Annotated in this window: 21 protein-coding genes; 19 read left to right on the top strand and 2 right to left on the bottom strand. The window is 37.0% G+C overall.

Translation table 11 applies throughout. The features are described 5' to 3' along the window. Window position 1 precedes the first annotated feature (1 nt). Window positions 2-1027, top strand: coding sequence for a bifunctional diaminohydroxyphosphoribosylaminopyrimidine deaminase/5-amino-6-(5-phosphoribosylamino)uracil reductase RibD (gene ribD / locus ATE47_RS00410; RefSeq protein WP_062160108.1), 1026 nt, complete (start codon window positions 2-4; stop codon window positions 1025-1027). Further along, the gene (locus ATE47_RS00405; protein WP_062160107.1) at window positions 1027-1629 is read left to right on the top strand and encodes an IMPACT family protein; all 603 of its coding nucleotides are present in this window, start codon (window positions 1027-1029) and stop codon (window positions 1627-1629) included. The genes ribD and ATE47_RS00405 overlap by 1 nt, the downstream gene beginning before the upstream one ends. 4 nt (window positions 1630-1633) lie before the next feature. Here ATE47_RS00405 and ATE47_RS18975 read toward each other — a convergent pair whose 3' ends face one another. Together ATE47_RS18975 and ATE47_RS00395 are read right to left on the bottom strand one after the other, a co-directional pair. Continuing rightward, window positions 1634-2290 (bottom strand): hypothetical protein, encoded by a 657-nt coding sequence (locus tag ATE47_RS18975; protein WP_150114744.1) that lies wholly within the window; start codon window positions 2288-2290, stop codon window positions 1634-1636. A gap of 574 nt (window positions 2291-2864) precedes the next feature. Continuing rightward, a complete protein-coding gene (locus tag ATE47_RS00395; RefSeq protein ID WP_185097110.1) occupies window positions 2865-3575 on the bottom strand; it encodes a zinc metallopeptidase in 711 nt (236 codons plus the stop codon). Window positions 3576-3670: 95 nt separating this feature from the next. Here ATE47_RS00395 and ATE47_RS00390 point away from each other — a divergent pair, with 95 nt between their 5' ends. The 17 genes from ATE47_RS00390 to ATE47_RS00315 all read left to right on the top strand — a co-directional run bounded on the left by ATE47_RS00390 (window position 3671) and on the right by ATE47_RS00315 (window position 19516). After that, on the top strand, window positions 3671-4801 hold the full coding sequence (locus tag ATE47_RS00390) for an N-acetyltransferase (RefSeq protein WP_062160104.1): 1131 nt from the start codon (window positions 3671-3673) through the stop codon (window positions 4799-4801). Between the two features lie 135 nt (window positions 4802-4936). Continuing rightward, window positions 4937-5113 (top strand): hypothetical protein, encoded by a 177-nt coding sequence (locus ATE47_RS19115; protein WP_181898052.1) that lies wholly within the window; start codon window positions 4937-4939, stop codon window positions 5111-5113. A 121-nt stretch (window positions 5114-5234) separates the two neighbouring features. Continuing rightward, the gene (locus ATE47_RS00385; protein WP_062160103.1) at window positions 5235-5606 is read left to right on the top strand and encodes an NADH-quinone oxidoreductase subunit A; all 372 of its coding nucleotides are present in this window, start codon (window positions 5235-5237) and stop codon (window positions 5604-5606) included. A 105-nt stretch (window positions 5607-5711) separates the two neighbouring features. After that, window positions 5712-6272 (top strand): NADH-quinone oxidoreductase subunit B, encoded by a 561-nt coding sequence (locus ATE47_RS00380; protein ID WP_047397471.1) that lies wholly within the window; start codon window positions 5712-5714, stop codon window positions 6270-6272. 7 nt (window positions 6273-6279) lie between these two features. Beyond that, window positions 6280-6774: an NADH-quinone oxidoreductase subunit C gene (locus ATE47_RS00375; RefSeq protein ID WP_062160102.1), complete on the top strand. Its 495-nt coding sequence runs from the start codon at window positions 6280-6282 to the stop codon at window positions 6772-6774. A 77-nt stretch (window positions 6775-6851) separates the two neighbouring features. Then, entirely contained in the window at window positions 6852-8075 is a 1224-nt protein-coding gene (gene nuoD / locus ATE47_RS00370) for an NADH dehydrogenase (quinone) subunit D (RefSeq protein WP_062160101.1), read from the top strand. Window positions 8076-8200: 125 nt separating this feature from the next. Further along, on the top strand, window positions 8201-8710 hold the full coding sequence (locus tag ATE47_RS00365; protein WP_062160100.1) for an NADH-quinone oxidoreductase subunit NuoE family protein: 510 nt from the start codon (window positions 8201-8203) through the stop codon (window positions 8708-8710). A gap of 101 nt (window positions 8711-8811) precedes the next feature. Next, window positions 8812-10164, top strand: coding sequence for an NADH-quinone oxidoreductase subunit NuoF (gene nuoF, locus ATE47_RS00360; RefSeq protein WP_062160099.1), 1353 nt, complete (start codon window positions 8812-8814; stop codon window positions 10162-10164). A 91-nt stretch (window positions 10165-10255) separates the two neighbouring features. Further along, window positions 10256-11011 (top strand): hypothetical protein, encoded by a 756-nt coding sequence (locus tag ATE47_RS00355; protein ID WP_228376296.1) that lies wholly within the window; start codon window positions 10256-10258, stop codon window positions 11009-11011. Between the two features lie 47 nt (window positions 11012-11058). Further along, complete coding sequence (locus ATE47_RS00350; protein ID WP_062160097.1) at window positions 11059-12057, top strand: 2Fe-2S iron-sulfur cluster-binding protein; 999 nt, start codon at window positions 11059-11061, stop codon at window positions 12055-12057. 95 nt (window positions 12058-12152) lie between these two features. Continuing rightward, window positions 12153-13217, top strand: a complete 1065-nt coding sequence (gene nuoH / locus ATE47_RS00345) for an NADH-quinone oxidoreductase subunit NuoH (protein WP_062160096.1) — start codon at window positions 12153-12155, stop codon at window positions 13215-13217. A gap of 99 nt (window positions 13218-13316) precedes the next feature. Beyond that, window positions 13317-13874 carry a NuoI/complex I 23 kDa subunit family protein gene (locus tag ATE47_RS00340; RefSeq protein ID WP_062160095.1) on the top strand — a complete coding sequence of 186 codons (558 nt, stop codon included), beginning with the start codon at window positions 13317-13319 and terminating at the stop codon, window positions 13872-13874. Continuing rightward, the gene (locus ATE47_RS00335; RefSeq protein ID WP_062160094.1) at window positions 13874-14371 is read left to right on the top strand and encodes an NADH-quinone oxidoreductase subunit J family protein; all 498 of its coding nucleotides are present in this window, start codon (window positions 13874-13876) and stop codon (window positions 14369-14371) included. Before ATE47_RS00340 ends, ATE47_RS00335 begins: the two co-directional genes overlap by 1 nt. A gap of 4 nt (window positions 14372-14375) precedes the next feature. Beyond that, the gene (gene nuoK / locus ATE47_RS00330) at window positions 14376-14705 is read left to right on the top strand and encodes an NADH-quinone oxidoreductase subunit NuoK (protein WP_027380123.1); all 330 of its coding nucleotides are present in this window, start codon (window positions 14376-14378) and stop codon (window positions 14703-14705) included. Between the two features lie 2 nt (window positions 14706-14707). Continuing rightward, the gene (gene nuoL / locus ATE47_RS00325; protein ID WP_062160093.1) at window positions 14708-16621 is read left to right on the top strand and encodes an NADH-quinone oxidoreductase subunit L; all 1914 of its coding nucleotides are present in this window, start codon (window positions 14708-14710) and stop codon (window positions 16619-16621) included. Further along, complete coding sequence (locus ATE47_RS00320; RefSeq protein WP_062160092.1) at window positions 16621-18114, top strand: complex I subunit 4 family protein; 1494 nt, start codon at window positions 16621-16623, stop codon at window positions 18112-18114. The genes nuoL and ATE47_RS00320 overlap by 1 nt, the downstream gene beginning before the upstream one ends. A 16-nt stretch (window positions 18115-18130) precedes the next feature. After that, window positions 18131-19516: an NADH-quinone oxidoreductase subunit N gene (locus tag ATE47_RS00315; protein WP_062160091.1), complete on the top strand. Its 1386-nt coding sequence runs from the start codon at window positions 18131-18133 to the stop codon at window positions 19514-19516. Window positions 19517-19530: the final 14 nt, after the last annotated feature.

Below are 19530 nucleotides of genomic sequence, written 5' to 3'. Positions count from 1 at the left end.
TATGCAAGACGAATTTTACATAAAAAGATGCATCGAGCTGGCTCAGAAAGCCATCGGTAAAACTTACCCGAATCCTTTGGTGGGAAGTGTGATCGTTCATCAGGGAAAAATCATTGGTGAAGGCTATCATCACAAAGCCGGGGAAAATCATGCTGAAATAAACGCGATCAATTCCGTTAAAGACAAAAGCCTTATTCCGGAATCTACGATTTATGTATCGTTGGAGCCGTGCGCTCATTACGGAAAAACACCGCCGTGCGCTTTAAAAATCAAAGAACTAGGATTCAAAAAAGTGGTTATTGGTGCGATGGATTCTCATGACAAAGTGAACGGAAAGGGAAAAAAAATCATTCAGGATGCGGGAATTGAGGCTGTTTCGGGAATTTTGGAAAAAGAATGTATTGAATTAAATAAAAGATTTTTCACCTATCACGAAAAGAAAAGACCATATATTATTTTGAAATGGGCGGAATCTGGTGATGGTTTTTTAGATAAAGATTTTAAGCCAACTTCCATTTCAAATTCTCTTGTAAATCAATTTGTACATCAGTTGAGAGCCGATGAACACGCAATTTTAGTCGGAACACAAACTGCACTGAATGACAATCCGGGCCTAACGGTAAGAAATGTTGAAGGCACAAATCCAGTAAGAATTTTAATTGATTTTGACTTGAAAGTTCCTCAGGATTTCAGAATTTATAATCAGGAAGCTAAAACTTTGGTTTTTAATTCCGTTAAAGAAGAAGATTTTGGTCATATTCAGTTTATTAAAATAGAAAAGGAAAATTTCTTGCCTGATCTGATGAATGCTTTATATAAAGAACAGATTCAGTCGGTGATTATTGAAGGCGGGCGTTTTACTTTGCAGGAATTTATCAATGCTAATCTTTGGGATGAAGCGATTGTTATAAAAAATGAAAACCTGAAACTGGAAAATGGTACAAAAGCTCCGGAATTTGATTTTACACCAAATACTATTGAAAATTTTAGAGATAATTTAATTCAATTTTATAAGAAAGAGGGATAATGCAGTTCGAGTACAAAACCATAGAAAAACCCGTTGAAAACACTTTATTAAAAGAAAAAGGAAGCAAGTTTATAGGATTTGCCTTTCCGGTGAATAATGAAGAAGAACTAAAAAAAGCGTTAGAAAAAGTAAGGTCCGAACATCCAAAAGCGACCCATCATTGCTATGCTTTTAGGATGGGATTAAACGGAGAAAACTACCGCGCCAACGATGACGGAGAACCTTCCGGAAGTGCCGGTTTACCAATTTACAATCAGTTATTGGCGCATGAGATTACCAATGTCCTGGTTATTTCAGTCCGGTATTATGGCGGTACAAAATTAGGAGTTTCGGGTTTGGTAAAAGCTTACAAGGAATCCGCAAAAATCACGTTGGAGGAAGCCAATATTATCACCAAAGAACTAGAAACAGAGATTGAAATCCTGTTTAATTTTAATCAACAAAATATTATCTTCACTTTACTTTCAAAATACGATGCGAAAATCATCAACTTCGATTCGCAGGAAAAAGCTTCAATTTTAGCCAAAATAAAAATAAAACATAAGGACGAAATTGTGGAATCCCTCACGAACCTGCAATTTGTAGAATTTAGTTTTAATTAAAAGATCACAATTCCACACTTTTTTGAGTATGGGCATTGTAAAGGATTATTTTTAATTGATTATTGGGATACTTGTGCTTCAGATAAGCACCGATCTTTTTATAAATTTCGATTTCAGGAATTGGTGAAGATTTTATCTCTTTCATTGCCCAGTTTTGTAAATTGATACAGTCGGTTCCTTTGCAGTGAAAATTGCCTTTGGTCTCAAAATAAGGACTCAGTTCTTTTTGATGTCCGGAAATACAGATATACATCTGATCTCCTTTCCCAGAATATAAATTGAAGGAAAAATATTGATACCAACTTCCGAAAAGACTGAAAACCGGCATTACAAACCAAAGCAAAAACCAATAGAGTTGGGAAACAAGCATATTTCTGTTAACCACTTCAATCGGTTGAACATAAATAATCATTAAAATAAAAATCATAGCCAAATTCCAGAACCAGACCACAGAATTGTAGCCTAATCCAAACGGCCCGATGAGAACAAGAATACCAAGGTGAATCAACATTAAAAGGTAACTGATTTTTCTTTTTGATTTTGAGGAGAAAAGCAATATTGCCAGAAGAATTTCAACAAAAGGAATTATTAAACCAACAAAAAAGAGCTTATACTTTAAAATAGAAACCATTGGAAGACCAAGAAAATTGGTTAAAACCATATTCAGCCATGTTGCAACAAGAAAGTCTCTGTTTAATTTATGTAAGCCACTAAAAAGATATATTGAAACTAAAAATAAGTGACTTAGAAATACTATATTTTTCGGCTTGTGAAAATTAACTATCACAATTAAAATAAAGCACATATATGTATATTCCCAGGGCTGCCATCTTGCGGTATCCAATAAGCAGCTCAACAATTCAGAAAAAAACAGAAATACAAGAAGCAATCGGCTTTCTTTGAATAATATCATTAACAAAGCCAAAAGAGAGCATCCAAATAAAAATACATGCAAAAAATCGGGAACATTTTTTAAAATATCCAAAGGCGGAATTACCGGATATATCCTTTCCGTAATCCAGGTTTTGTAACTCCAAACTTTAGTTATCAACCAGAAAAAAGCAATTATCTTTATTAAATAATCAACTTGTTTTTTTCCTGATATTTCTCTTTCGTGCATCGAAACTTTAGTAATGTTTCATCAAAAATATCAAATTTGACAGAGTTATTATCATTAAAATAAAAAAGCATCTCAGAAAACTTCCAAGATGCATATGTTTCTTTTTGAATTAATATTAATCCCTCCTACTACCAAGTAATAAAGATCCCCAGTAGAGAAGTTGTGCCAGTGAACCAATAGCTGCCACCACATACGTTCTGGCGGCCCATTTTAAGCTGTCCTGAACTCCGATATATTCTTCGGAAGTCACTGTTCCTGTGTCTTTTAGCCATTTCATCGCTCTATTACTCGCATCATACTCCACCGGAAGTGTGACAAAGGCAAAAAGAGTTGTAAATGCAAACATCAATACCCCGATTGCTAATACCGTTGTATTTCCGTTAGGATCTTCTATTGATCTCGTTGCTGCCATAATGGCAATACCTGCAATAAGAACGAACTGCATTAAATTAGAACTTATATTAACAACAGGCACTAATTTTGAACGCAACTGTAGCATTGAATAACCCACCGCATGCTGTACAGCATGACCACATTCGTGAGCTGCAACAGCCGCTGCTGCTGCATTTCTCTGCATATATACTCCTTCTGAAAGATTTACTGTTTTATTTTCCGGATTATAGTGATCTGTTAATCGTCCCGGAACGGAAATCACCTGGACATCATTGATCCCGTTATCTCTCAACATTTTCTCTGCCACTTCTTTTCCTGAAAGCCCGTTTTTAAGGTGCACTTTGGAATAATACTCAAATTTCGACTTCAATCTTGATGAAACCCACCAGCTGACCAACATTGAAATTCCGATAATTATGTAATAACCCATCATTTCTATCTATATTTATACAATAACGATGTAAAAACTATGCCAAAGTATTACATTTAAATTATTTATATTTGCTCATTAATTCTCCCCAAAACACTATGTCAAAAGTCTCAGTTATTGAAGTAAAAACTGCCGGTCAGTTGAAAGAATTCGTAAAATTTCCGATGAATCTTTATAAGAATAATCCATATTTTGTTCCTTCCTTTATTAAAGACGAATTTAAAATTTGGGATGCAAAGGAAAATCCGGCTTTACAGTATTCAAAATCCAAGCAGTTTCTTGCCTTAAAAGACAATAAAGTGGTGGGAAGAATTGCTGTGATCATCAATCACAAAGAAGAAAAAGAACTGGGCATTAAAAAAGTTCGTTTCGGGTGGATTGATTTTATTGATGACAAGGAGGTCTCCTCAGCTTTAATTCAGAAAGCAATTGATTATGCCAAAGAGAACGACATTAATAAAATCGAGGGACCAATGGGCTTTACCAATCTCGACAAAGCCGGAATGCTGACCATGGGCTTTGATAAACTGGCAACTATGATTGGGATTTACAATTATGAATATTACCCAAAACATCTTGAAGATCTCGGTATGGTCAAGGAAAAAGAATGGGTAGAATTTGAAATGAATTTTCCAAAAGTTTTACCTGAAAAAGTGGAGAAATTCAGTGGATTAATTGCTCAGAAATACAAACTAAAGGTTCTTCCTTTCAAATCAAAAGAAGAGATTTTGCCTTTTGTGGAACCTATGTTTAAACTATTGGATGAAACTTACAAGCATCTTTCTACATACACCCCTATTTCTGACGAACAAATAAAGACTTACAAGGAAAAATATTTCCCTTTTATTAACAAAAACTATGTGATTTGTGTGGTTGATGAAAATAATGAATTGGTTTCCTTCGCCATCACAATGCCTTCATATTCAAAGGCTTTACAGAAATCGAAAGGAAAACTATTCCCATTCGGATGGTGGCATTTTTTACAGGCTAGCAAGAAAAACGACCGCGCTAATTTTTATTTAATAGGAATTCACCCCGAGTATCAAAGACGTGGCGTGACAGCGATTATTTTCAAAGAAATTTTCGTGAGATTTACAAGTATGGGAATTGATTTTGCCGAAACAAACCCGGAACTGGAAGAAAATAAAAGCGTACAGGTTCTTTGGCAGGATTACAATCCCGTGAACCATAAAAGAAGAAGAACATATTCATTAAATATTGATAATTAACTGGTTATGAGTTATAAATTATGAGTTATGAATTAAATTCAGACTACTTAATTATTAAGTACTTTAAGAATAACTCTAAAAATTCATAATTAAACTAAACTCATAATTTATAACTCAAAACTCATAACTCTTTTCATGAAGCCACAACTTATTATTTTTGGGATTTTAGTAGCCGGATATATCACTTATAATCTGTTCTTTCAGATTGCAGATGACAGAACCAATACCGCTGTCAACATTATCTATGCAAGTGTGATTTTTGGATATATTTCGTTTCTGGCCTATTCCCTGTTAAAAAAAATGAAGAAATAAGTCTTATTTTTATTGATTCTAAATTATCGTTTTTCCCTAATTTCATCCCACTTTTAAGCTTATTAATTTCATGCTTTCTTGTTTATTCTGTAAATTTGCAAATTGAGATAATAATGCAAAAATGAATTTACCTGAAAGTTATATTCCAATCCTTTTACAGGCAGGTGTTGCGATAGCATTCGTAGCGGTTTCTTTGCTTGGAGCGCATTTTTTAGGTCCGCAACAGAAAAAAGGAAATTCTGTGAAAAACCAAAGCTGGGAATGTGGAGTCCCGGTAGAAGGAAATGCAAGAACACCGTTTTCCATTAAATACTTTTTGACTGCGGTATTATTCGTATTATTCGATATAGAAATCGTATTCTTTTATCCTTATGCTGTAAATTTTAGAGAATTCGGAATGGAAGGATTCCTGGCAGTACTTACCTTCGTGGCGATTTTCTTCATGGCATTTTTCTATGTATGGAAACGTGGCGCTTTGGACTGGGATAAATAAAAAGGAATAGAAATTTTAAATGACCATTTTAGATCAGAAAAATTAGAGTTAAGTTAACATTAACACCGATTTTGAATCTAAATTAAAATCATTAAATCAAACAAAATGTCAGATAACAAACCAGTAATAAGAACAGATGCACCTGCTCCCGAAGGATTTGAAGGAGAAGGATTTTTCGCAACGAAACTGAGCAGTGTGATCGGGATGGCAAGAAAATTTTCTCTTTGGCCGTTGCCTTTTGCAACCTCTTGTTGTGGTATCGAGTTTATGGCTACCCTGAACCCTACTTATGATGCTTCAAGATTTGGTATGGAAAGAAACTCTTTCTCACCAAGACAGGCAGATATGCTGATGGTTTGCGGAACTATATCTAAGAAATTAGGCCCTGTCCTAAAAGAAGTTTACACTCAGATGGCAGAGCCGAAATGGGTGGTTGCAGTTGGAGCTTGTGCTTCCAGCGGTGGTATTTTTGATACATACTCTGTTTTACAGGGAATCGATAAAATTATTCCGGTTGACGTTTACGTTCCGGGATGTCCTCCAAGACCGGAGCAGATTATTGAAGGTGTAATGCAGGTTCAGGCTTTAGCAGAAAGCGAAAGCATCAGAAGAAGAGATATGCCGGAATACCAGAAATTGTTAGATTCTTACAACATTAGCAACTAAAACGGAAATGACGAACGAATTTGTATTAGAAGCAATCACAAGAGAATTTCCGGAATCTGTAATCGAAAGTTCAGAGCCTTATGGAATGTTAACCATTGAGGTGAAGAAAGATGATATCAAGAAAATCATTCATTATCTGAAAGATTCATCATTGGAATTTAACTTCCTTACAGATATTTGTGGAATCCATTACCCAGAATTTCCAGACAAAGAAATAGGCGTTGTTTATCACTTACATAATATGATGGCTAATTTCAGATTACGCCTGAAGATCTTTATGACAAGAGAAAATATCGAAGTTGATTCTTTGGTAGATTTATACGCAGGAGCCAACTGGATGGAAAGAGAAACTTATGATTTCTACGGAATTAAATTTAAAGGACATCCGGATCTTAGAGCTATTTTAAATATGGAAGATCTTGGATACCACCCCATGTTGAAGGAATATCGTCTTGAAGATGGCACAAGAACAGATAAGGACGATGCAATGTTCGGAAGATAAAAATAATGCAATAAGCAATAAGCAGTAAGCAATAAGCTTAACGCCTAGAGCCTAGAGCCTAAAGCATTTAAATTATTATGAAAGATAACTCATTATCTAATATACTTAACCAATACGACAGCAAGGAGCAGATTGACGGTCAGTTATATACCCTCAATTTAGGACCCACTCACCCTGCAACGCACGGGATTTTCCAGAATATCTTAACGATGGACGGAGAAAGAATCCTTCACGCTGAGCAGACTGTAGGTTATATCCACAGAGCATTTGAAAAGATTTCTGAAAGAAGAAATTATTCTCAGATCACTACCCTTACCGACCGTATGAATTACTGTTCTGCACCTATCAATAATTTAGGTTGGCACATGACAGTTGAAAAGCTGATTGGCGTTGAAGTTCCTAAACGTGTAGATTATATGCGTGTCATTTTGATGGAATTGGCAAGAATTGGTGACCACTTGATCTGTAACGGGGTAACCGGAATGGACTCCGGAGCAATTACCGGTCTTACCTATATGTTCATCGAAAGAGAACGTATTTATGATATGTACGAGCAGATTTGTGGAGCAAGAATGACAACAAATATGGGAAGAATCGGAGGTTTTGAAAGAGATTTCACTCCAAAATTCCATGAGTTGTTAAAGGATTTCCTTAAAACTTTCCCACCAAGATTCAAAGAATTCTGTACTTTATTGGAAAGAAACAGAATCTTTATGGACAGAACCATCGGTGCAGGAGCAATTTCTGCAGAAAGAGCATTAAGCTATGGTTTCACCGGCCCGAATTTACGTGCAGCAGGAGTAGATTATGATGTGAGAGTGGCACAACCTTATTCTTCATACGAGGATTTCGATTTTATCATTCCGGTGGGAACATCCGGAGATACTTACGACCGTTTCATGGTTCGTCAGCAGGAAATCTGGGAATCTATTAAAATCATCAAACAAGCATACGAAAATCTTCCTGAAGGACCATTCCATGCGGATGTTCCTGATTTCTATCTTCCTGAAAAGGCTGATGTTTATCAAAAAATGGAAGCATTGATTTACCATTTCAAAATTGTAATGGGAGAAACCGACGTGCCGAAAGGTGAAGTTTACCACGCTGTAGAAGGGGGAAACGGAGAATTAGGTTTCTATTTGGTGAGTGACGGCGGAAGAAGTCCTTACAGGCTGCATTTCAGAAGACCATGCTTCATCTATTATCAGGCTTATCCTGAGATGATTACAGGTTCTGTAATTTCAGATGCAATCGTTACGATGTGTAGTATGAATATTATTGCGGGAGAATTAGACGCATAATATATAGACAAAAAAGATAAAAGAAGAAAGAATAAAGACTTTCTTCAAATTAAATAAAATTGAATTTAGATCACGGATCAAAAGTCTTTTTCTCTTGGTTCTTTGTTCTTTAATCTATAAATAAAATGAGCGAAACAATAGCTTTTAAACCGGAAAGTTTAGAACAGGTACATAAAATTATCGCGAGATATCCTGAAGGAAGACAAAAATCTGCTCTTCTTCCTGTCCTGCATTTGGCACAGAAAGAATTCGGGGGATGGTTGGACGTTCCTGTGATGGATTATGTTGCGGAATTGTTGAGTATTAAGCCAATTGAAGTATACGAAGTGGCAACTTTCTATACCATGTTCAATATGAAGCCGGTTGGTAAATACGTTTTGGAAGTTTGCAGAACCGGACCTTGCATGGTTTGCGGAAGCGAAAAAATCCTAGACCATATCAGAACAAAACTGAACATTAAAGACGGTGAAACTACAGAAGACGGAATGTTCACATTAAAACCTGCTGAATGTCTTGGTGCCTGCGGATATGCACCGATGTTGCAGTTAGGAAAATTTTATCACGAAAATTTAACGATAGAAAAAGTAGATGAAATCCTTGATCTTTGCAGACAGGGACAAATTGCTTTGGATTAATAGAAATTTTAAATTCTAAATTTTAGATTTTAAATTATCACTTAACGTTTAATCATAATTAATGCAAGAAGCCAAAAGCCAATTGCAATAAGCAAATAACAATGAGTAAAAAACTTTTACTTAAAGACGCACATATAGAAGGTATTCGCTACTTTGAAACTTACCGTAAACAGGGAGGTTACACAGCAGCTGAAAAAGCCTTGAAAATGACACCCGACGAAATTTTGGAAGAAGTAAAAACTTCCGGACTTCGTGGTCGTGGTGGAGCCGGATTCCCAACCGGGATGAAATGGAGCTTTCTGGCAAAACCGGAAGGCGTACCAAGACACCTGGTAGTAAATGCCGATGAATCTGAACCAGGAACTTTCAAAGACAGATATTTAATGGAGTTTCTTCCTCATTTATTGATCGAAGGAATGTTGATATCATCTTTCTGTTTAGGTTCAAATGTCTCTTATATCTACATCCGTGGAGAATATTCATGGATTCCGGATATTTTAGAAGAAGCGATTGAAGAAGCTAAAGCTGCAGGATTTTTAGGTAAAAATATCTTAGGAACAGGTTTCGATTGCGAAATCTACGTTCAAAGAGGTGGTGGAGCTTATATCTGTGGTGAAGAAACGGCATTGCTGGAATCTCTTGAAGGTAAAAGAGGAAATCCGAGATTAAAACCGCCATTCCCTGCTGTAAAAGGACTTTGGGAAAGACCAACGGTGGTAAATAATGTTGAATCTATCGCAGCAATCGTTCCAATCATTGATATTACAGGAGCTGAATACGCTAAAATCGGAGTTGGAAGATCTACAGGGACAAAATTAATTTCTGCCTGCGGAAACATCAATAAACCGGGAGTTTATGAAATCGATATGACCATTACGGTTGAAGAATTCATTTATTCCGATGAATATTGCGGCGGTATCCCGAACGGAAAAAGATTAAAAGCTTGTATTCCGGGCGGAAGCTCTGTACCGATTGTTCCGGCAAATTTATTATTGAAAACAGTAAACGGAGAACCGAGATACATGAACTATGAATCATTGGCAGACGGTGGTTTCGCTACCGGAACAATGATGGGTTCTGGAGGTTTCATCGTATTGGATGAAGACCAGTGTATCGTAGAACATACCATGACTTTAGCGAGATTTTATCATCACGAAAGTTGCGGACAATGTACTCCATGTCGTGAAGGTACGGGATGGATGCACAAAATTTTAAAGAAAATTGAGAAGGGAGAAGGAAAAATGGAAGACATCGATCTTCTTTGGGATATCCAGAGAAAAATCGAAGGAAATACCATCTGTCCTTTGGGTGATGCAGCAGCTTGGCCTGTCGCGGCAGCGATACGTCATTTTAGGGATGAATTTGAGTGGCACGTAAAAAATCCGGAATTGTGTTTGACACAAAACTATGGTTTAGCGAATTATGCAGATCCTATTCCGGCACCGTCCATTTAAATTCTAAACTAACAAAACTAAGGTGATAAAAAAGTGTTTATTACTGTTATTATTAACAGTAACTTTGGGCTTGAATGCTCAAAAAAGTCACGTGGATCCATTTAAAAAAGGGTCAGTGATGGTTTTCTGGGGGTGGAACAATTCAGTATATTCGAATTCAGATATTCATTTTAAAGGGGATGGATATGATTTCCAACTGAATAACGTGGTAGCGCACGACAGACAGACGAAATTTGATTGGGGAGTGTATTTCAATCCCGGTTCAATCACAATTCCGCAGGTGAATTATAGGATTACCTATTTTCCTAAAGATAATTTAGGCATTACTTTAGGAATGGATCACATGAAATATGTAATGGATCAGAACCAGACAGTAGATTTTAAAGGATATATCAATAATCCCGAATATGCTTCCCTGGTACAGGATGGAAAGGTAGATTTAAGTGATGCAAAATTATTGACATTTGAACATACAGACGGTCTTAACTATATCAACGTTGGTGCTCAGAAATATCATAATATTTTAAACAAAAACAATATTGATATTTTTGTAAGCTACGGAGCCGGAATTGGAGCTTTATTACCAAAATCCAATGTAAGGCTGATGGGAAATGAAAGAAGCGACAGATTCCATCTTGCAGGTTTCGGGGCAGATATCAGAGCGGCATTGAGTATTGTTGCGATAAGACATATTGTGGTTCAGGTAGAAGGAAAATTCGGGTACATCAATATGCCGGATATCAAAACTACTCTCAACAACAAGCCGGATAAGGCTTCACAGGATTTTGTGTACGGGGAGGTAGATTTTGGAATCGGATATACATTTAATACAAAGAAGTATAATTAAAATATAGCTGAACTGCTTAAAACAGCATAAGCGAAAAGCATAGAAATATGAGCGAAGAGGTTAAAAAATTCAAAATAACAATAGACGGACAGACTACTGAAGTTTTGCCTGGAACTTCTATTTTGGAAGCAGCAAGACAAATCGGTGGAAAATCTGTACCTCCTGCAATGTGCTACTACAGCAAATTGGAAACCAGCGGAGGTAGATGCAGAACTTGCCTGGTAGAAGTTTCTAAAGGGTCTGAAGCAGATCCTCGCCCTATGCCAAAATTGGTTGCAAGCTGCAGAACGAACGTAATGGATGGTATGGAAGTGAAAAACCTTTCTTCCGAAAAAGCTCAGGAAGGCAGAAAAGCTGTCACCGAGTTTTTATTGGTAAATCACCCGTTAGACTGCCCTGTCTGTGATCAGGCCGGTGAATGTCATCTTCAGGATTTAGGTTACGAATACGGAAACCCGGAAACAAGAACTGAATTTGAAAGAAATACCTACGATGCCGATGATCTTGGTCCGAATATCAAATTGAACATGAATCGTTGTATTCTGTGTGCAAGATGTGTATTGACCGCTAATCAATTAACTGAATCAAGAGATCACGGAATTCTTTTCAGAGGAGATCACGCTGAAATTTCTACTTATTTAAATAAAGCTTTAGATAATGACTTTATCGGAAACATTATCGATGTTTGCCCGGTAGGTGCATTAACAGACAGAACGGCTCGTTTTGCAAGCAGAGTTTGGTTCACAAAACCAATGAACGCTTCTTGCAAATGTGATAAATGTTCAGGAAAAGCTACGGTTTGGATGAAAGGTGACGAAATCATAAGAGTGACAGCCAGAAAAGACCAGTGGGGAGAAGTTGAAGAGTTCATCTGTGACACATGTCGTTTCGAAAGAAAAGAACTTTCAGACTGGAATCTTGAAGGTCCTAGGCATATCGACAGACACTCAGTTATTTCATTGAATCATTATGAAAAACCTAAGGATGAGCTAAGAGTTTTAGACAATCCGATGGCGAAAGAAATAAGTGAAAAAGACGAAAAATAATTTTAATCTTTAAGACATGAGATTTCAGACAGCAGACAACAGATTTTAAAATCTGACATCTAACATCTGATATCTAGTATCTAAATAAATAAAAAATGGATTTACTTACATTTAAACTTATACTTGTACTAGCGCTTTTCCTGCTTTCGTTGACGATTGCGGCCTACTCTACATGGGCAGAAAGAAAAGTTGCCTCAATCATGCAGGATAGAATTGGTCCCAACAGAGCCGGACCTTTCGGGTTGCTGCAGCCTCTTGCAGACGGTGGAAAGTTTTTCTTTAAAGAAGATTTTACGCCTGCTAATGCAGAGAAATTCCTTTTTGTACTGGGACCTGCTTTGGTGATGTTTATTTCATTAATTACAGGAGCGGTTATTCCTTGGGGTAAAAGTTTAAATATCGGAGGTACTTCTTTTGATTTACAGGTTGCCAACATTGATGTTGGGGTACTTTTCATCATCGGAATGGCTTCCATCGGTGTATACGGAATCATGATCGGAGGTTGGGCTTCGAACAATAAATATTCATTATTAGGTGCCATCCGTGCTTCTTCTCAAATGATTTCTTACGAATTGGCAATGGGATTGGCTTTACTTTCTATCATTATGATGACTGGAAGTTTAGATTTAAAAGTAATTACCGAAAATCAGACAACGGGAAAACTATGGGGAGTTATTCCTTGGGTTTCCGGTCTGAACTGGAATATTTTCTACCAGCCAATTGCATTCTTAGTATTCTTTACAGCCGCTTTGGCAGAAACCAACAGACACCCTTTCGATTTGCCTGAGTGTGAATCTGAATTGGTAACAGGATATTCTACGGAATATTCATCAATGAAGTTAGGGTTGTATATGTTTGGTGAATATGTGAATATGTTTATCTCCAATGCGTTCATGGTGGTTCTCTTCTTCGGAGGTTACAACTACCCGGGCATTGAATGGGTAACTCAGAACTGGGGAGAAAACGTTGCCGGAATTATTAGTATTGGAGCATTTTTAACAAAAACGGTAATCGGAATTTTGATCTTTATGTGGATCAGATGGACGCTTCCAAGATTCAGATATGACCAATTAATGCACTTAGGTTGGAAAACTTTAATTCCAATGGCATTGGTAAACCTGCTGATTACAGGAGCTGTAATTTTAGCATTTGGAAATTAAATTAATTTGAAATTTGATAATGTGATGATGAGTTGATGTGATGATGCGATAAACTTCCATCTCCCAGCTTCCATCTTCTAACATTTAATAATATAAAAAATGAAACTTACGAACAGATCAAAAGTTGTTTCAAACAAAGAAATGACCCTTGCTGAAAAAATCTACCTTCCTGCCATTTTTACAGGAATGGGGATTACATTCAAGCATGCTGTAAGAACCGTATTGAAAGGTGCTCCCGCAGTATATTCATATCCGGAAGTACAGAAACCGAGAGCGGATATCTGGAGAGGCCAGCACGTTTTGAAAAGAGACGAAGAAGGCAGAGAAAGATGTACGGCTTGCGGGCTTTGTGCAGTGGCTTGCCCTGCAGAAGCAATTACGATGACTTCCGCCGAAAGAACTAAAGAAGAAAAACACCTTTACAGAGAAGAAAAATATGCTTCAGTATACGAAATCAATATGCTGAGATGTATTTTCTGCGGTATGTGTGAGGAGGCCTGTCCAAAGTCTGCGATCTATCTTACAGACAGATTGGTGGATGTGGAAACCAACAGAGGTTCTTTCATCTATGGAAAAGATAAATTAGTTGAAAAAATAAACGAAAGGATTGATATCACTGAAAGACAATCCGAGAAACAAAAAAATGCGGTAAAATAATGGATCAGTTTTTATTTTTCTTGGTGGCGTTTTTAGCAGTGGCAAGTGCGGTTTACTTCGTATTCGCCAGAAATCCTTTATATGCTATTTTGTCATTAATTGTTACAATGTTTTCTATTGCGGGCATGTACATTCTTCTGAATGCACAATTCCTTGCGATTATCCAGATTATAGTGTACGCCGGTGCCATCATGGTACTATTCCTTTATATTTTGATGATGCTTAACCTTAATAAGCAAGACGAAAGTAAGAAGAACAATACTTTAAAATTTGTTGGAGTTTTTACAGCCGGTCTCTTATTAATTGGAGTTTTAGGCGTATTCAGAGGGGTTCAGCAGGATCATATCGTTGTTGAAAACGTAGATAAAGGAGTTGGTCTTACGAAAAATCTGGGAAGACTTTTGTTTAATGAATATGTTTTGCCGTTTGAGCTTGCATCCATCCTTATTTTGGCAGGTATTGTAGGTGCGGTATTAATCGGTAAAAAAGATTTATAAAATTATGGGAGAAGTAAATACATTTATACAAAGCATCCCTCTGAATTATTTCATCATTCTTTCGTCAGTATTATTCTGCCTGGGAGTGTTGGGAGTATTGTTGAGAAAAAATGCTATTGTTATTTTGGGTTGTGTAGAGCTTATGCTGAATTCTGTAAACCTTTTATTGGCTGCATTTTCAGCGTACAAAGGTAACGGCGACGGACAACTTTTAGTTTTCTTCATTATGGTGGTGGCTGCTGCGGAAGTAGCGGTAGGCTTGGCAATTATTGCTATGCTGTATAGAAATACCCGTTCTGTTGATGTAAGTATATTTAATAAATTAAGAGGATAAGAATGGAAAATCTAGTATATGCAATAATACTTTTACCACTTTTAGGGTTTCTTATAAACGGTTTATTCGGGAAAAATCTTCCAAAAATATTGGTGGGCTCCTTAGCTACGGCAATGGTTTTTATTCCGTTCTGTATCGCTGTGAGTATTTTCATGAATTTCGATTCAGAAAGCCCTGCTGTCATTGTAAGAGCTTTTGAATGGTTTAGAGTAAATGGAGTTCAGATCAATTTCGGATTCCAGATCGATCAGTTGTCATTAATGATGATTATGATCATTACAGGTATCGGCTCTTTGATTCACCTGTACTCTATCGGATATATGAGCCATGATAAAGGTTTCTATAAGTTTTTTACTTATTTAAATCTATTTATCTTCTCCATGTTATTATTGGTAATGGGAAGCAACTACCTGATCCTGTTCATCGGATGGGAAGGTGTAGGATTGTGTTCTTATTTACTAATCGGATTCTGGTATACCAACGAAGAATATGGTAAAGCAGCAAGAAAGGCTTTCATCATGAACAGAATCGGTGACCTTGCGTTATTGATCGGTATCTTCATGATTGCCGGACAAACCAACGCTGTTGATTATCTAACAGTAGCGGAAAACGCAGGCAAATTTGAATTAGACGGAAGCGTAATTATCTTCATTACGGCGAGTTTATTTATCGGTGCAACAGGTAAATCTGCTCAGGTTCCATTATATACATGGCTACCGGATGCGATGGCCGGTCCGACTCCGGTTTCTGCGTTGATTCACGCGGCAACGATGGTAACGGCGGGTATCTATTTAGTAGTAAGATCAAACTTCTTATTTACTTTGGCGCCAACAGTTCAGGGAGGAATTTTATTCATCGGATTTCTAACCGCTGCCTTAGCAGGATTCTACGCACTTCGTCAAAACGATATCAAAAAAGTCTTGGCATATTCCACAGTTTCACAACTTGGATTTATGTTCATCGCTTTAGGATTAGGAGCTTATACAACGGCTATGTTCCACGTAATGACACACGCTTTCTTCAAAGCACTATTGTTCTTGGGAGCAGGTTCTGTAATCCACGCCATGAGCAACGAACAGGATATGCGTTTCATGGGAGGTCTTAAAAAATATATTCCTCTTACTCATGCTACTTTCCTTATCGGAACACTGGCAATTTCAGGATTCCCTTTACTTTCGGGGATGATTTCTAAAGACGAAATTCTAGTCGCAGCATTTGCTAAAAATCCGGTTTACTGGGTGATTTTATTCATTTTAGCAGCTGTTACGGCAACTTATATGTTTAGATTGTATTATTTGACTTTCCACGGAGAGTTCAGAGGTACGGACGAACAGAAGCATCACTTACACGAAAGCCCGTCTAATATGACAATTCCATTGATCGTATTGGCTATTCTTTCTGTTTTGGGTGGTTTAATTAACCTTCCTCACTTCATCGGCCACGGTCATTACGCCAAATTAATGGAATGGCTGAAACCGGTTCTTACTGCGGAAAGCTTTAAACAAATGGAAACTACATTGTCTGCAGTTCCGTTTGGTACTGAAATGATGTTATTGGGAGCGACAGTTCTGATGTTCTTCTGTGTTTGGTTTATTGTTAAAAATACTTATGTTAACAAGAAAAAACAGGCACAACCGGAAGAAATGTACACAGGATGGGAAAAACTGTCTGCCAGAAAATTATATATTGACGAACTTTACAATGCATTGATTGTAAAAACTGTTGAAGGGTTAGGACGCGGAGGAAAGATGTTTGATAAAGGTATTCTTGATCGTTTTGTGGACTTTGTGGGCGACGGTGCTGAAGATAGCGGAAAAGCTATGAAACGTATCCAGAACGGAAATGTTGAGAATTACATTCTTGTCATGTCTTTAGCTGTGGGAATTATACTGATTGTTAACTTTATATTACAATAATGTCTTATTTACTATTAACATTATTACTATTACCTCTAGTAGGTTCGGGATTAGTTTTTGCCTGGAAAAACAATTCCAGCAAATATTTGGCACTGGGAATTGCATTGATTCAAATGCTTGTAACTTTCTACATTGCGGCGGATTTTAATTTTAATCCAACGGTAGACAGCGTTTTACAGCACGAGATCAATTATCCATGGTCACAATTCATTAAAAGCTCTCTTCACTTCGGGATCGATGGGATGAGTTTGCTTCTTTTGTTGTTGACTAATATTTTAGCGCCAATTATTATTTTATCTTCTTTTAACGAAAATGTAAGCTACAGAAATACATTCTACGGTTTGATTTTGCTAATGCAGTTCGGGCTTGTAGGAGTTTTCACTTCGCTTGACGGATTATTATTCTACATTTTCTGGGAAGTAACTTTGATTCCGATCTGGTTCATTGCCGGACTTTGGGGACAGGAAAATAAAAGATTTGAATTCACTACAAAATTCTTCGTCTATACATTCGTTGGATCATTATTCATGTTAGCCGGATTGATTTATGTTTACAATCACTCCGCTTCATTTGCATTAACTGATTTATACAATGCTCAATTAAACGAAGTACAGCAAACAGTGGTTTTCTGGTTTATTTTCTTTGCTTTTGCAGTGAAATTACCGGTATTCCCTTTCCACACATGGCAGCCGGATACCTACACCTACTCTCCTACTCAGGGATCAATGTTATTATCAGGGATCATGCTGAAAATGGCGATTTATGGAGTTATGCGTTATTTATTACCAATTACTCCCCTTCCAATTGCAGGAATTTCCGGACAGATTGTAATCATCCTTGCTATTATCGGAATTGTTCACGGTGCATTAATCGCGATTATTCAAACAGATATGAAGAGAATCATTGCGTATTCTTCTTTCTCTCACGTTGGACTGATGGTAGCGGGTATTTTCGCTTCTGCGGTGATTACTTTAAGAGGAACTTTCAATATTGAAGGTGCCGAAGGTGCATTGGTACAGACTTTTGCTCACGGTATCAACGTGGTAGGTCTATTCTACTGCTGTGATATTTTATATAAGAGATTTAAATCAAGAGATATCAGACAAATGGGAGGTCTTGCAAAAGTAGCTCCTAAGTTTGCCGTATTATTCTTGATCATTATACTAGGTTCAATGGGAGTTCCATTGACCAACGGATTCATCGGAGAATTTATTTTGTTGAAATCGATTTATGATTTTAATGGAACTGCAGCGGTAATTGCAGGTCTTACGATCATTCTTGCTGCTGTATATTTATTGAGATTTTACGGAAAAGCAATGTTCGGGCAAGGTGATGAAGCGGTTTTAAGTACAGCAAAAGATTTATCCGCAGTAGAATTTTCCGTATTGGCAAGTTTAGCGGTTTTTGTGATTATACTTGGTATTTTCCCACAGCCGGTAATCGAAATGGTGAGTAGTTCAGTGAGGTTTATCTACCAATCAATGGTAAGTTAATTTGATATTTTAAAAAATGAGTGTTTTAATTATTGTTTTCCTAACGGCAGTTGTTGCGTTATTTTCAGGAGTTTTTGAACAAGGGAAATTCGCAAGATACATTGGGATTTTGGGATTAATCATCGCATTATGTGTAAGTTTCATGCCGGAATGTGCGTTCTTCGAACAGTACAGACACATGTACGACTATACTGCAAATACTGCGTTATTCACTAAAATATCAATCGTAACGACATTATTGTTGTTCTTTTTGGGAGGTTTTGCATTCAGCAACCACAGAAGCCACCAGTCAGAATTATATGCATTGATGCTTTTTGCACTTTGCGGTGGAATTACCCTTTTCGGATTCCAGAATTTAGTAACGCTTTTCCTGGGAGTTGAAATCCTTTCTATTCCTTTATACGTAATGGCCGGAGCTAATAAAACTGATTTAAGATCAAACGAGGCTTCTATCAAATATTTCCTGATGGGTGCATTTGCAACAGGTTTCTTACTGTTCGGTATTGCATTTATCTACGGAAGTACCGGAAGTTTTGATTTATATAAAATCCAGGATTTCGGAGTTTCAAATCCTAAAGATGCCATGTTTATTTTAGGAGTTTTATTAATCCTTTGTGCATTGGCATTTAAGGTAGCATTGGCCCCTTTCCACATGTGGAGTCCTGATGTGTATTACGGAGCACCTTCACTGATCACGGCGTTTATGGCGAGTGTTGTGAAAATCTCAGGATTTTTTGCCTTGTTCAGATTAATGACCATCGGATTCGGTGGTGTTACAGAAGAATGGATTAATGTTTTCGGAGTATTTTTAATCATTACTTTGCTTTTGGCGAACGTTATGGGTCTTGCTCAAACGAATGCAAAAAGAATGTTGGCATACTCTTCAGTTTCACACGCAGGATACATCGGGTTGGTTTTCTTCGGAATGACGAGCCTTTCCACTTATAATTTAGCATTTTACTTATTTGCTTACTCTTTATCGACAGTAGGAGTTTTCATGTGTCTTATTTATGTAGAAAAACTGAAAAGAGAAACTTCTTTCGGAGCTTTCAAAGGATTGGCAAAATCTGAGCCTCTATTAGCAACCGTAGCTGCAATTTCAATGCTTTCTATGGCTGGAGTTCCGTTAACGGCTGGTTTCATGGGGAAATTTGCATTATTCTCCCAGGCAATGAATTCTAAACATGGGGTTTTCTTAGTATTGATCGCGGTTTTAGGATCTGCAGTTTCAATTGCTTATTATTTAAGATTAATTATATCAATGTTCTTCTTTAAAGAAAGCACATTCAAATCTTCGGAGAAAGTAACGATTACTTATAATATTGTTGCCGTTTTTGTTATCGCTTCAATTATTATTTTAGGAGTATTTCCGGATTTATTTGCAAGACAATTCGGACTGTAAAAAGTCAATAAAAA

The organism is Chryseobacterium sp. IHB B 17019 (genome assembly GCF_001456155.1).
GTDB lineage: Bacteria > Bacteroidota > Bacteroidia > Flavobacteriales > Weeksellaceae > Chryseobacterium.
This window is presented reverse-complemented; position numbering and strand designations above follow the sequence as displayed.